At 41.7% G+C, this 13,506-nt stretch carries 13 protein-coding genes; 7 read left to right on the plus strand and 6 right to left on the minus strand.

Annotated elements, in window-relative coordinates; translation table 11 throughout:
• Window positions 1-37: 37 nt before the first annotated feature.
• The 6 genes from rpoN to rnk all read left to right on the plus strand — a co-directional run bounded on the left by rpoN (window position 38) and on the right by rnk (window position 4,240).
• Window positions 38-1,513, plus strand: coding sequence for an RNA polymerase factor sigma-54 (gene rpoN, locus HMPREF0693_RS10455; RefSeq protein WP_004245305.1), 1,476 nt, complete (start codon window positions 38-40; stop codon window positions 1,511-1,513).
• Between the two features lie 23 nt (window positions 1,514-1,536).
• Window positions 1,537-1,824 (plus strand): ribosome hibernation promoting factor, encoded by a 288-nt coding sequence (hpf, locus tag HMPREF0693_RS10460; RefSeq protein WP_004248916.1) that lies wholly within the window; start codon window positions 1,537-1,539, stop codon window positions 1,822-1,824.
• A 155-nt stretch (window positions 1,825-1,979) separates the two neighbouring features.
• Entirely contained in the window at window positions 1,980-2,447 is a 468-nt protein-coding gene (ptsN, locus tag HMPREF0693_RS10465) for a PTS IIA-like nitrogen regulatory protein PtsN (RefSeq protein WP_004245307.1), read from the plus strand.
• Window positions 2,448-2,531: 84 nt separating this feature from the next.
• Window positions 2,532-3,386, plus strand: a complete 855-nt coding sequence (gene rapZ, locus HMPREF0693_RS10470) for an RNase adapter RapZ (RefSeq protein WP_004245308.1) — start codon at window positions 2,532-2,534, stop codon at window positions 3,384-3,386.
• Window positions 3,383-3,655, plus strand: coding sequence for a PTS phosphocarrier protein NPr (npr, locus tag HMPREF0693_RS10475; RefSeq protein ID WP_004245309.1), 273 nt, complete (start codon window positions 3,383-3,385; stop codon window positions 3,653-3,655). The genes rapZ and npr overlap by 4 nt, the downstream gene beginning before the upstream one ends.
• A 174-nt stretch (window positions 3,656-3,829) precedes the next feature.
• Window positions 3,830-4,240 (plus strand): nucleoside diphosphate kinase regulator, encoded by a 411-nt coding sequence (gene rnk, locus HMPREF0693_RS10480; protein WP_004245312.1) that lies wholly within the window; start codon window positions 3,830-3,832, stop codon window positions 4,238-4,240.
• Window positions 4,241-4,345: 105 nt separating this feature from the next.
• On the opposite strand, the gene pmbA is transcribed toward rnk, so the two are convergent.
• On the minus strand, window positions 4,346-5,674 hold the full coding sequence (gene pmbA / locus HMPREF0693_RS10485; RefSeq protein ID WP_004248914.1) for a metalloprotease PmbA: 1,329 nt from the start codon (window positions 5,672-5,674) through the stop codon (window positions 4,346-4,348).
• A 186-nt stretch (window positions 5,675-5,860) separates the two neighbouring features.
• On the opposite strand from pmbA, the gene yjgA reads away from it, so the two are divergent.
• Window positions 5,861-6,421, plus strand: coding sequence for a ribosome biogenesis factor YjgA (gene yjgA, locus HMPREF0693_RS10490; protein WP_004248913.1), 561 nt, complete (start codon window positions 5,861-5,863; stop codon window positions 6,419-6,421).
• A gap of 90 nt (window positions 6,422-6,511) precedes the next feature.
• Here the strand turns inward: yjgA and HMPREF0693_RS10495 are convergent, their stop codons facing one another.
• The 5 genes from HMPREF0693_RS10495 to yhdP all read right to left on the minus strand — a co-directional run bounded on the left by HMPREF0693_RS10495 (window position 6,512) and on the right by yhdP (window position 13,495).
• Window positions 6,512-6,793, minus strand: coding sequence for a barstar family protein (locus tag HMPREF0693_RS10495; RefSeq protein WP_004245317.1), 282 nt, complete (start codon window positions 6,791-6,793; stop codon window positions 6,512-6,514).
• Entirely contained in the window at window positions 6,793-7,299 is a 507-nt protein-coding gene (locus tag HMPREF0693_RS10500; protein ID WP_036932390.1) for a ribonuclease, read from the minus strand. Before HMPREF0693_RS10500 ends, HMPREF0693_RS10495 begins: the two co-directional genes overlap by 1 nt.
• Window positions 7,300-7,392: 93 nt before the next feature.
• The gene (gene tldD / locus HMPREF0693_RS10505; protein ID WP_004245322.1) at window positions 7,393-8,838 is read right to left on the minus strand and encodes a metalloprotease TldD; all 1,446 of its coding nucleotides are present in this window, start codon (window positions 8,836-8,838) and stop codon (window positions 7,393-7,395) included.
• Entirely contained in the window at window positions 8,835-9,695 is an 861-nt protein-coding gene (gene nit1, locus HMPREF0693_RS10510; protein ID WP_004245324.1) for a deaminated glutathione amidase, read from the minus strand. Before nit1 ends, tldD begins: the two co-directional genes overlap by 4 nt.
• On the minus strand, window positions 9,692-13,495 hold the full coding sequence (gene yhdP, locus HMPREF0693_RS10515) for an AsmA2 domain-containing protein YhdP (RefSeq protein ID WP_004245325.1): 3,804 nt from the start codon (window positions 13,493-13,495) through the stop codon (window positions 9,692-9,694). The genes nit1 and yhdP overlap by 4 nt, the downstream gene beginning before the upstream one ends.
• Window positions 13,496-13,506: the final 11 nt, after the last annotated feature.

The following is a 13,506-nucleotide window of genomic DNA, read 5'->3' on the forward strand; positions in this document are numbered from 1 at the left end:
TCACGGATGACAACATAAGAGGATCCATCGCATCACTATGAAACAAAGTCTGCAACTTCGTCTTAGTCAGCAATTGGCCATGACGCCACAGCTCCAACAGGCTATTCGTTTGTTGCAACTTTCTACGCTTGAATTACAACAAGAAATTCAACAAGCCCTTGAATCTAACCCATTGCTTGAACAAGAAGACGATCAAGCGGATGTAACGCATTCTGATAGCTCATTAACACAAGAGAGTGATGATAGTACACCAGACAATGAGCGTGATAATGAGGTGTTAGATACCCTAGATGCACTAGAGCAAAAGGAGATGCCTGACGATCTTCCTCTCGATACCCAATGGGAAGAAATTTACACCGCAGGCACCCCTTCAGGCACCAGTAATGATTATGCGGCTGATGAATTACCACTCTATCAAGGTGAAACCACGGCTTCACTGCAAGATTACCTTACTTGGCAAGCTGACCTAACACCTTTTACTGATACTGATCGTGCTATCGCGACAAGCATTATTGATGCTGTCGATGAAACAGGATATTTAACAGTTTCAACAGATGACATTCTTGCCGGAATGGGTGATGATGAGTTAGAGCTTGATGAGATTGAAGCGGTATTAAAGCGTATTCAACGCTTTGATCCCGTAGGTGTCGCAGCCAGAGACTTAAAAGAGTGTCTGTTAATTCAATTGTCGACATTTCCAACTAATACACCTTATTTGAAAGAGACTCAACTTGTTATTGAGCACTATTTAGCGTTATTAGGTAATCGTGATTTTCGCCAATTAATGCGTCACACTAAGCTACGTGAAGAGACATTAAAAGTAGTAATTGAGACCATTCAATCTCTTGATCCAAAACCGGGTTTAAGTATTGATACAGAGGAATCACAGTATGTTATTCCTGATGTACTGGTAAAAAAATCAGGAGAACACTGGCAAGTTGAGTTAAATACGGATAGCATTCCCCGCCTACGCATAAATGAGACTTATGCAGCGCTTGGGCAATCAGCTCAAAACGAAAGCGATGGGAAATTTATTCGTGACAATTTACAAGAGGCTAAATGGCTGATAAAAAGCTTAGAAAGCCGTAATGAGACATTATTAAAAGTCGCTCATTGCATTGTTGACACACAGCAGGCGTTTTTCGAATTCGGTGAAGAGCATATGAAACCCCTTGTTTTGGCCGATATTGCAGAACAGGTTGAGATGCACGAGTCCACCATTTCTCGCGTTACAACGCAAAAATATTTGCATTGTCCTCGGGGAATTTTCGAATTGAAGTATTTTTTCTCAAGCCACGTAAATACTGATAACGGAGGTGAAGCCTCTTCAACAGCAATTCGGGCTTTAGTGAAGAAACTAATCGCAGCAGAAAACCCAGCGAAACCACTAAGTGATAGTAAACTGGCAAATATGCTCGCCGAGCTTGGTATACAGGTTGCTCGACGAACTGTTGCGAAATATAGAGAGTCATTATCCATCCCGCCTTCAAATCAACGTAAAGAGTTGGTTTGAGCATAATTGAGAAGGAAGACACTATGGAACTTCAAATCACTGGTCATAATATTGAATTAACTGATGCTCTGCGTGATACCGTCAAAGCAAAAAGCGCTAAATTACCTCAGTTCTTTGACAAAATTAATAACGTCCAAGTTATCCTCAAAGTCGAAAAAGTGACTAAAATTGCGGAAGCGACGATTCAAGTAAATGGCGGTGAATTACATGCCTCTGCGGAAGCAGAAGATATGTACGCAGCAATTGATGGATTAATGGATAAACTGGCTCGTCAATTAACCAAACACAAAGATAAACTGAGACAACATTAATTCATTTCCCATTGTAAAATGGGAATACAATCGGCGATGTTAGAGTGTTATTGATGTCGCGTTTGTTCAATTAAAAACAGCGCCTAAATAATCCGCTAACAAAAACCAGATGTCACTCTGTGGCATCTGGTTTGCTGGTCTAAGTGAATAAGACAATGAACAACGATACAAAGATGAATATTAGCGACGTACTTACTCTGGCATGTACACATAACAATGTGCATTGCACAAGTAAAAAACGCGCGTTAGAAATTATCAGTGAGAATGCAGCTCAAGCACTGAATTTACCAGAGACACTGATTTTTGAGGCTTTATTAACGCGTGAAAAAGTCGGTACAACAGGGATTGGGGGTGGATTGGCTATCCCTCATGGGCGTATTGAAAGTGATGAAACTGAAAAAGTTGTTGGTGTGTTTCTTCACCTAAGCGAGCCTATTGCCTTCGACGCTATTGATAATCAACCTGTCGATTTGTTGTTTGCATTACTCGTTCCTGCAACACAATGTAAGGAACATTTACACACACTGTCTTTGATTGCAAAACAGTTGGCTGACAAAAATTTATGTCGCCGACTACGCTCCGCACAAAGTGATGAAGAGCTTTATCAGATTATCACAGAATAAACCTAATGGGTTTGGGTTTATCAGGACGCGAATAGCATACAGTGGAATGATATTCATCACTGGGAAATTAAGGGGAGCTACCTCATGGTGCTGATGATAGTCAGCGGACGCTCTGGTTCAGGTAAGTCAGTCGCTTTGCGTGCGCTTGAGGACATGGGATTTTATTGTGTTGATAACTTACCTGTCGATCTGTTACCGGAGCTTGCGAAAACACTGGCTGAGCGTGATGCTGCCGCTGCCGCAGTCAGTATTGACGTACGTAATATGCCAGAATCACCGGAGATTTTCGAAAAGGCGCTGGAAAGTTTACCCGCGGAATATTCTCCACAACTGTTATTTTTAGATGCTGATAGAAATACGCTGATCCGCCGTTATAGTGATACTCGACGCCTACACCCTCTTTCAACGAAAAACCTCTCGCTAGAAATGGCGATTGATACAGAGAGTGATCTGCTCGAACCTTTACGATCACGGGCTGATCTGATTATTGATACCTCAGAGATGTCAGTGCATGAATTAGCCGAAATGCTACGTACTCGCTTACTCGGTAAACGTGAACGCGAATTGACCATGGTATTTGAGTCTTTCGGTTTTAAACATGGTATTCCTATCGATGCTGATTATGTCTTTGATGTACGATTTTTACCTAATCCCCACTGGGATCCCAAATTACGCCCAATGACGGGGTTAGATCGTCCAGTCGCAGCCTTCCTCGATCGCCATACCGAAGTGCATAACTTTATTTATCAAACAAGAAGTTATCTAGAACTTTGGCTACCGATGTTAGAGACGAATAATCGTAGTTACCTAACTGTTGCTATTGGTTGTACTGGCGGCAAACATCGTTCTGTTTACGTGGCTGAACAACTGGCTGACTATTTCCGCTCTAGAGGGAAAAACGTACAATCACGCCATAGAACACTTGAAAAGCGCAAATGACCCAATATCGACGCGTAGCGATAAAAAACCGTTTAGGCATGCATGCAAGGCCTGCCATGAAATTGTTTGATTTGGTCAATACATTTCAATCAACGGTGACGTTACGTAACCATGAAGGCGTTGAGGCGCAAGCAGATAGTGTGATTGCGATGTTGATGTTAGATTCCGAACAAGGCAGTCACATCGATATAGAAGCCAGTGGCTGTGATGAAAAAGAAGCGATTGATGCGATTATTGCATTATTTGAATCAGGGTTTGATGAAGATTAATTCTAATCAAAAACAATAGATTAGCATTTCTTAACAAAAATCCCAGAAAGAGACTGTGATCACTGCCTCTTTCTTTTTGCTACAGAACCGCCTATTATCTTACATAGAGTTTAACAACACCCCCACCTAATCCGTGGGGGTGTTGTTTTGCATTGGAACAAATTGGAGTGTGGTATGACAAAGCCAACAATTATCATCAATGAACTTGATGCAGAACGTTTAGATTCATTACTAGAGCAACCTGCCTTTGCAGACAGCCCAATTGCAGAAGCTTTAAATGAAGAGTTAGATCGTGCTGACATTGTTACACCAGCTGATATCCCTGCTAACATCGTCACCATGAACAGCAAAGTCCGTTTTATGGACTTAAAAAATAATGAAGAGCGTATTCGTACTTTAGTTTACCCTGCTTCATTAAAAGATAGTGCGACTGAATTATCAGTCATGGCGCCAATGGGGGCTGCACTATTAGGTTTAGCTATCAATGATGAGATCAGTTGGCAGCTTCCTAATGGCCTTGAAACTAAGGTCAAAGTATTAGAAATTCTCTACCAACCTGAAGCTGCTGGTGAATTACACCGTTAAGCAATGCTGAAGGTTCGCGTGTTATTTTTTATCTTATTAACGCAATAAAATACAAGTAAGCGCGATATCTCAGCCCACTTATGGGCTGAGATTAAAGGTAAGGTGCTACTGACCTGCGATACTCATTTCTGGTAATAGTAGCGATCCACACTGAATATTACTGCGGGTTTCAATATCATCACCTATTGTGGCAATATTCGCCCACATCTCTTTCAAGTTACCGGCAATAGTCACTTCACTCACTGGATACTGAATTTCACCATTTTCGACCCAGAAACCGCTCGCACCACGGGAATAATCCCCTGTCACCGTGCTAACCCCTTGTCCCATTAATTCAGTGACCACAAGCCCTGTGCCCATCTCTTTTAACAATTCATCAAAGGAGAGGCCTTGCCCTGGGATACGCCAGTTATGAATGCCCCCCGCATGTCCATTGCTTTTTAACCCTAATTTTCTTGCGGAATAGCTAGTAAGGAGCCACTCTTGCAGTACCCCATCTTTAATAATATCTGCATCTGATGTGCGTACCCCTTCACTATCAAAAGGCGTTGATGCTAATCCTCCCACAATATGTGGACGCTCTTGAATATTTAACCATTGAGGGAAAATCTGTTTTCCTAAGCTATCTAACAAACAAGATGACTCACGGTAGATCATGCTACCACTGATGGCTGCCACTAAATGACCGAAGATCCCCGTTGCTACTTCCGCTGAGAAAAGAACAGGCGCTTTCATGGTGGATAATTTACGGGGAGCTAGACGAGATAAGGTACGGCGTGCACACTCTTGTCCTACCCATTCAGGAGATTGTAACGCCTCAAAACGGCGACTAATGGTATAGGCATAATCGCGCTCCATATCCTCACCCTCACGAGCGATAACGCAACTCGACATTGAATAACGAGATGAAGAGTAGCTTTTTAATAAACCAAGGCTGTTACCAAAGACGCGAGTTCCACTATGACTATTAAAGCTTCCTCCTTCGGTATTGACGATACGGCTATCACTGTCTAATGCAGCTTGCTCCGCACGAGACGCCAGCTCAATCGCTTTATCTGCTGTTATGTCTGTTGGGTGGTAGAGATCAAGAAAAGGGGCATCGAAGGCTAACAGGGCTTTATCAGCAGGCCCTGCATAAGGATCAACAGAAGTGTAGCGCGCAATATCTACAGCCGCTTGTACTGCACGTTTAATCGCATCAGGACTTAAATCTGTAGAAGATGCACTCCCTTTACGTTGTTGCTGATAGACGGTGATCCCTAATGCACCATCACTATTAAATTCAACATTTTCTACTTCACCATAGCGTGTACTAACGCTTATGCCTGTTGATTTATTAATTGCAACTTCTGCACCGTCACACTGTTTTGCGGCGATCTCCAGTGCAAGAGAAACTGCCTCTTCCAGCTGTTTTACCTGATCTGTATTATTCATTGAGAACCATTTTCCTAAGGAGAACATCACTTTTTACTTATTTTTGCTAAAGTAAATCAATTGACAGGTGGTCAACAAGCGATTTTCCCAGTTACAATAGAAGATATATGAATGTTATCACCCGTCGGGCTTTTGGTCATTCACCAAATCACACTCCCGGCTTACTCTGCAACAGGAATTTTTATTATGGCAAAGCAGCCAGAAGAGTGGCACTACCTCAATCCTGAATTTGACAATACACCGTTAGAAGAGGAAGAAGAGGAAGAGATCATTTGGGTCAGCAAAAGTGAAATTAAACGTGATGCTGAAGCGTTAAAGAAATTAGGCACCGAACTTGTTGAGTTAAGTGCTCAAGAGCTTGAACGTGTTCCTCTTGATGAAAAACTACTCGCTTCAATTAAATTGGCGCAAAAGGTACAACGCGAAGCGCGTCGTCGCCAAATTCAATATATCGGTAAGTTACTCCGTAATGTTGATGAAGAGCCGATCCGCCAAGCACTAGATAAACTAAAAAATCGCCATAATCAGCAAATTTTAGTGTTACATAAACTAGAAGATCTGCGTACACGTCTGATTGACGGTGGTAATGAAGTGATTGAGGAAGTGGTAGCGCTTTATCCTATGGCCGATCGCCAGCAATTACGCACACTTATTCGTAATGCTAAAAAAGAGAAAGAAGCCAATAAACCGCCAAAATCATTCCGCTTATTGTTTCAATATCTAAAAGATCTCTCAGAGTCAGCTTAACGACTGATGCTCCTGAAAACGCAGTGCTAAATCATGATACCACTGCGGTTTTCAGGATACCTTGTAATACTTATGGGCTTTCAGCTAGCTCTACTTGGCTTTTTTATGTTCACAATGAAAGCGAAATAGCTCTTTACCGAGCGTCTCTTGCGCTTCTTGCATTATCTCAATAATGGGCTGGAAGGTGCGGGAATGATGCGGTGCATGTCTGAAAACAATATTAACAGGCAATTCAATTTCTCCTGTTAATACATCCCATAACGCATCAAGATTATTACCAAATGCTTCATCCAATTGAAATTGCTGAGCAAACTGATGATAAAAAGCATCTCGATCCGCCAATGTGCTGAAATCAAAAATAATCTGTTTCATTAAGGTGCAACTCTTTGCATGGTACGGTAATGATCGGTGGTTAAATAAATTAATCCGTCATTAGAATATAGCAGGCGATCGCTACCACGATGTCCACATTGATAATTGACATCTGCTTCAAACCATTGGCGCCCCGCTTCTTCAGGTAACTGTTTTTCACGGTTCATAAAGCGATCACCACCAATCGCCCGTCCTGGTAAAACTTCACATAAATTGCCCGCTTTCGCATTCCAACCTTTAGCACGAGCCTCTTTTTTGCTGATATAAAAATCAGGTAAGCGGGCGTGTTGTTGCAAATAATCAGCCACTTTATTGGCTTGGGTCTTTTCATCAATTGCTAAAGGACGTTGAGACTCAGGCTGACTGATTGAACTCTTTGACGATGTAGATGTTGTTGATGTAGGAGGCGCTGTTGCTGGTATCTGCGTTTCAGGTACTAATCCTTTATAAAGAACAAAAAATAAAACAGCCACAACAATAAGAACAGGGAATAGACGTTTGCCCATAAATAGCTCCATTTACTCACTTAAATAGAAACTCCATCATAGCGATGGAGTTTTATTGGGGTAATTTGTATAAATAGATAACAATAACAACTGTTAAGCAGTACCACCAACGGTTAACTTATCCAATTTCAGTGTCGGTTGCCCAACCCCTACCGGCAAGCTTTGCCCCTCTTTGCCGCACACCCCGACACCTTTATCTAATGCGAGATCATTACCCACCATAGAAACTTGTTGCATCGCTTCAATACCTGAACCTATCAAGGTTGCGCCTTTAATTGGTTTAGTAATTTTACCCTTTTCAATTAAATAGGCTTCTGAAGTTGAGAAAACAAACTTACCCGAGGTAATATCAACTTGCCCACCACCAAAGTTTGGCGCATAAATACCGCGATCGACACTGGCGATGATCTCTTCAGGAGAAGATTTACCCGCAAGCATATAGGTGTTGGTCATACGTGGCATTGGCAAATGTGCATAGGATTCACGACGCCCATTGCCCGTCGGTTTTACCCCCATTAAACGCGCATTCATCTTATCTTGCATATAGCCTTTTAAGATGCCATTTTCGATTAATACGTTGTATTGACCTGGTACGCCTTCATCATCAATCGCCACGGAGCCTCGTCGGCCTTCAATTGAACCATCATCCACGATAGTACATAACTCAGAAGTTACCTTATCGCCAATACGCCCAGAGAATACCGATGTTTGACGACGATTAAAATCACCTTCTAAACCATGTCCAACAGCTTCATGTAATAAAACACCGGGCCATCCGGCGCCTAAAACCACAGGCATTGTACCTGCCGGTGCAGCAATAGCCGATAAATTAACTAATGCCATGCGTACCGCTTCACGGGCATAAGTCGCTGCATGGGTTTCGCCATTTTCTTTAGTCAGAAAATAATCATAACCAAAACGACCACCGCCACCACTCGAACCACGTTCACGTTTACCGTCATCTTCGACCAGTACGCTTACTGAAAGACGTACAAGAGGACGCACATCCGCCGCTAAAGTACCATCCGTTGCAGCAACTAACACATGCTCATACACTCCCGTTAATGAGGCATTGACTTGTTTAACACGTTTATCTTCAGCCCGTGCCACACGATCAACGTCATGTAATAGTGCTATTTTTTCTTCACGAGACAAACTTTGTAATGGATCATTTAGGTTGTATAACGGAGTATGTTGAATAGCACCCAGTGTATGGATCTGCCCATTGCCTTGTGCTTGCACAATACTACGCGCAGCATGAGCACTTTGGTTAAGTGCGTTGAGTGTTAATTGGTCTGCATAAGCAAAACCTGTTTTTTCACCATAAATCGCTCTAACGCCAACCCCTTGGTCAATATTGTAAGAGCCATCTTTAATTATCTGATCATCTAATATCCATGCTTCGTGGTAGCTTGATTGAAAATAAAGATCACCATAATCAATTTGACGCTGTGCAAGCTGCTCTAGTGTCGATGCTAAATCATCTAAACTCAGGTTGTTCGCTTCCAACAGACTTTCGCTGACAACAGCTAAACTCATAATTCTTTTTTATCCTTAACTTTTTTTATTAAGTGTGTCAGTTTCGGGCGAAAGCGATTATGTTTCACAACCCGTATCTGTTCACGCATACCTTCTAAACTATCGACTCGAATATTGAGCGTTAGGGCACTGACCGCATCAGGGTTCTTTTTCAATACTTTCCCCCAACCATCCACAGCCATTGTATGACCCCATGTGCGACGAGCATCATGGGTACCGACTTGAGCCGGTGCCAAAATAATACACTGATTTTCAATAGCCCGCGCGCGTAACAATGGCTCCCAGTGCGCTTTACCTGTTAAACGAGTAAAGGCTGCCGGTACAGAAATAATTTCAGCACCTTTTTCTCTTAATGCTTGGAAAAGACCGGGAAAACGTAAATCATAACAAATCGTTAAACCTAATTTACCCACAGGTGTATCCACTACAGTCAAGCGTTCACCACGTTGATAAATGGCTGATTCATTATATTCGCCTTGTTCATCATCAATGTTCACATCAAACATATGAATTTTGTCATAACGAGCGCGGATCACCCCTTCATCATCAAAAACTAAACTACTACTGGTGATCTGCTCAGGAGAATCTCGGCTAATCAATGGCATTGAACCCACTAAGATCCACACCTTATAGCGCTGCGCCATATTAGCAATCGCATCTTGTAATGGTCCTTTCCCCTGAATTTCAGCATGTTTATGATAATCTTTTGCGCTGGAGAAAAGTAATGCATTTTCAGGCGTTAATACAAGCTTGACTGAATCGGGGAGTTGCTTAATCTGTTGCTCTATTTGCGCCAGATTATTTTTTATATTTTTTCCGCTACAAAGCTGCAAAAGTGCGACATTAACTTTTTTCATAACGCCTGATCCTCCTTAAGTTGACGCAGTACTTCGTCAATCTTTGGTTGTTCTACCGTTCCGGTAACATGATAACGTATAACTGAAATCTTACTCCAAAGTGGCCCCAGTACTTTTGAAGCTGCAAATACAGCAGCACCAGCGATGGGGTTAATAGCAAATGCGGTAGCAACGCCTACTGTAGCTGATATTTCAGGAGTTACCACTACTTGTAAGTCCATTTTACGCGCCAACAGATCCACTTGACCTTTTATAGCAATATCGGCAATAACACCATCTACAGCAACGCTTTTCGCGTTTAAAACACCTTGTTTAACCGTCAAATCACCTTTAATGGAATCATACTCAAAATTATCACTAAAAGTATCTCTAAAGTCGAATTGCAACTTACGTAACAGGGCATCAAAACTGACTAGACGTAATAATTTTCCTGCTTGCCCAACATCCACCTTTTCAATACGCCCTTTTCCAAGAGAAGCATTCACTTCACCATTGAGTGTTTTTAGATCAAAATTCCAAGGGGTATTGTGCCACTGCAGTGAGAAATCTGCCGTAAGTGGTGACTGAACAATCGGAATGATATAACCAAAGTAAGCCGCCATTTCATCGACTTCCGGTGCCGTTAGTTTACCTGCCAACTTAGTGATACTGTTGCCTAAACTATCTTCTGACCACACACCACTCACAGATAGCTCGCCACTGCTATTTTTAAGCTTACCTGCAGTTAACAATAATGCTCCGTCACGAGGCTGTATTGCACCTTCAATATTCCCTAGTAATAATCCATTCACCCAACACTCTTGGCAGGCGAAATTGATAGCAGGAATATCTTTAAGTGAAAATTGAACTGCTTTTTTGGCATCAGGCACATTTGCCATTTTTAAGGATTTATTTTCTTCTGTTGGGCTAGCGCCATTAAAATAGAGATAGGTAATATTCACCTGCCAAGGTTGTGCCGTATTGGGTACAAATAAGTCACCTCGTAACTCACTCCCTGAGAAGGATAATTTTACACCATCATCAGCACGCATAATTTCTGTTTGTGGCGCAATCCATTGCTGACCAGCAAAATTAAGTTCAGGCAGACTAATATGAATATTGGTAGGGAAACGTATCGCGTTTTCAGAAGGGGCTAATGATGAAAAAGCCATTAAAGTAGGTAGCCATTTATCGCCTTGCAATCCCTGCAAAGCAATAGTCAATCGTGATTGATCATTTAATTGAGGTAGTGTGAGCGAGGAAGAGACTAAATTACCTTGTAATAGACGTAATGGTTCACCTAACGCCCATTCACTATTTAATGACCACTGATCTTGTGCATCGGCACTAACGTTAAGTTTTTCACTATTCCCTTTTGCTGAAATCACAATGGGGGAAGCGTTTTTAAAATCATCGGTACTTGGCGCAGCTAACTGACTTTGTAGCGCATTCACTTGTCCGGTCAGATCCACTTGATAATTGACATCCGCTGTTTCTGGAATATTAACACTTACCGCGCCATGCCAAGGTAAAAAACCGCTTAATTTATGTTGTATATCATTAGGTAATCCCTTAATTTTCCCGATATCCCATTGTCCTTTTAGATCAACACCAACTTGATAAGCATCCCGTTGATCACCACCAGCAAAAGAAAATGTCAGAGGTTGACCAAACCAATTCGCGGTTAAAGTATCGCTCTCTAATTTATCATTATGGTAACGAAATTGTCCCGTAACACCTTCTAGGGTGGTATCCATAAAGGCTAATGTGACATCGTTATTGTTTAAGTTTACCTGACCAGAAGCGACCACCTGCTCGCCATCAAAAGGAATGTCGAGATGCAAACTCCCGTTAATTTTTCCAGCCACTTTTAGTATTTCAAGTGTATGACCAATCGTTGCCATTTGCGAAGCTAGAAAATACTCTTTTAAATCATCGCCCGTGGCTTCAATATCTGCATCAATAACAATTTTTTCTTTGTTATAGTCCTCAATAATCGCCGTCAAGTTTTTAGCGGTGGCTTTACCAACCTGAACATTATCAGAGGACATCCATAAGCCGTTATTCATAAAATTAAGATTAACATTGAGATCAAACAGTGCCGGCCATTCACTATCATATTTGAAGGTTGCCTGTTTTACTGGGGCATAGACTTGAAACCAACCATTATGTTGTTCAAAAGGGAAATCCCGCGGATCACCATGAAAAATAAACGTACCGTTTTTAACGTTTCCGGCAATAATCGCGTCAGAGAGATATTGTGTTAAATCTTTACCGACATATTTTTCAGGTAAATAGCGCCATGTCTCACCGGCATCGGTCACATTCACTCCCGAAAGAATAGACAGTTGTTGATGCTCTCCTTGTTTTTGATAACGAAAATCACCGGCAACCCAAGCGGAGGTGGCTTTTATATCAATCCCTTGACTCCATAACGACAGAGAATCTCCCTGATGCTGCCAGTAAACCGTACCAGTGCCTTTTTCTATATTAAGTGGCGCTTTAAAAAGCCCAGCAGTATCAATTTCACTGTTATTAAGCGCAAAATTAAGCGCTCCTTGCTGTAATGTGCCCTTTAAATGACCATTAAAATGTGCCACAGAAGGGATTTCTTGCCAGCGTTTCCAAGCAACATTTTGCCAACTGATATCAATGGCACTACGTTTAAAATCATCGGGGGCTAAATCAAGAGCAAATGAGTCGACCATGCCAGAAAATTGACGATACTGCCATTGGCGCACGACATCAGGCGTTAAAAAAGAGAACAAAGGCAATAACGCAGATAACCGTTCTAATTCAATATTTTTAGCACGGATACGCCAAGCTTCATCTTGTTGTTTTTCTTTAGGTTGATAAAGTACCGCTAAATAACCATCTGGCCATTCATCGCCATCCATCGTTATTTTTCGGGTATAAGGGATATCAGCAAGCCAGCCATTTTCTTGGCGTCTCATACGTAGAATTAAATCTTCTACCTTTAATACATGTGTGCGCCCTTCATTACGCCAATCCATTTCACCTTGATGGATTTGTAACTGGCTACCCGTGATCCGCCCATTACTGATCTCTATCCAATTAGATAGGCTGGCTTTCGCTTCACCAAGGCCACTGTTACTTTTAACCCATTGGCTTAACCAAGGGGAAATATCAACCTCATCAGCGGTGACAAACACCTGTCCTTTATCGAGTGCCCCCTGCTTTTTCGTATAGAGATCAAGACGTACTTTTAGTCCACCATAATGATTTATTGGGGTATCTAAAGTAACTTCCCCTTGCGCACGATGGCGGTTTTTCTGATTGAGCCACATTAATTCGGGAATATGGAGCGTGCTAGTGTCACCAGAAGGTGATAAAAACACGAAACGGCTATCAACCAATTTAAATCGGTCAAATTGTTGTAAGAAAATGGAAGAGATATCATCAGGTTCAGTGAAGGTAATATCACCATTTTGCCCAGTAAAAATAGGCTTTTTGTAATTTACAGCTAACTGTTCAAAGGTTAATTCACGAAAATAGAGTTGAAAATGAAGCAGTGAACGCCAAACATCAAAAGAGAAAATGATCTGTTCAGCACTCACTTCAACACTGTTATTATCAATATACAGCCCAGTAATTTGGATATCAGGGCCAAAGTTTTGCCATTCTCCTTTCACCTGTGTCATGGTGACTGGGCTATTGAACTGTTTAGATAAATAGGTTTCAATTTCAGGGCGATAATTATCTAAACGAGGCAGAAAATAACGAAATCCACTTAATACTACGGCGAAAATAATCAGGCAAAAAAGGGTTATCAATAATAAAGATTTAGACAGCCGCTTCATTTAGTCTCCTT

Origin of the sequence: Proteus mirabilis ATCC 29906 (assembly GCF_000160755.1) — a bacterium.
GTDB lineage: Bacteria > Pseudomonadota > Gammaproteobacteria > Enterobacterales > Enterobacteriaceae > Proteus > Proteus mirabilis.

Excerpts from the sequence above, each read along its gene's own strand:
- rpoN (WP_004245305.1), top strand. The coding sequence starts at position 38 with ATGAAACAAAGTCTGCAACTTCGTCTTAGTCAGCAATTGGCCATGACG.
- rapZ (WP_004245308.1), top strand. The coding sequence starts at position 2,532 with ATGGTGCTGATGATAGTCAGCGGACGCTCTGGTTCAGGTAAGTCAGTC.
- npr (WP_004245309.1), top strand. The coding sequence starts at position 3,383 with ATGACCCAATATCGACGCGTAGCGATAAAAAACCGTTTAGGCATGCAT.
- ptsN (WP_004245307.1), top strand. The coding sequence starts at position 1,980 with ATGAACAACGATACAAAGATGAATATTAGCGACGTACTTACTCTGGCA.
- pmbA (WP_004248914.1), bottom strand. The coding sequence starts at position 5,674 with ATGAATAATACAGATCAGGTAAAACAGCTGGAAGAGGCAGTTTCTCTT.
- yhdP (WP_004245325.1), bottom strand. The coding sequence starts at position 13,495 with ATGAAGCGGCTGTCTAAATCTTTATTATTGATAACCCTTTTTTGCCTG.
- tldD (WP_004245322.1), bottom strand. The coding sequence starts at position 8,838 with ATGAGTTTAGCTGTTGTCAGCGAAAGTCTGTTGGAAGCGAACAACCTG.
- hpf (WP_004248916.1), top strand. The coding sequence starts at position 1,537 with ATGGAACTTCAAATCACTGGTCATAATATTGAATTAACTGATGCTCTG.
- yjgA (WP_004248913.1), top strand. The coding sequence starts at position 5,861 with ATGGCAAAGCAGCCAGAAGAGTGGCACTACCTCAATCCTGAATTTGAC.
- nit1 (WP_004245324.1), bottom strand. The coding sequence starts at position 9,695 with ATGAAAAAAGTTAATGTCGCACTTTTGCAGCTTTGTAGCGGAAAAAAT.
- HMPREF0693_RS10500 (WP_036932390.1), bottom strand. The coding sequence starts at position 7,299 with ATGGGCAAACGTCTATTCCCTGTTCTTATTGTTGTGGCTGTTTTATTT.
- HMPREF0693_RS10495 (WP_004245317.1), bottom strand. The coding sequence starts at position 6,793 with ATGAAACAGATTATTTTTGATTTCAGCACATTGGCGGATCGAGATGCT.
- rnk (WP_004245312.1), top strand. The coding sequence starts at position 3,830 with ATGACAAAGCCAACAATTATCATCAATGAACTTGATGCAGAACGTTTA.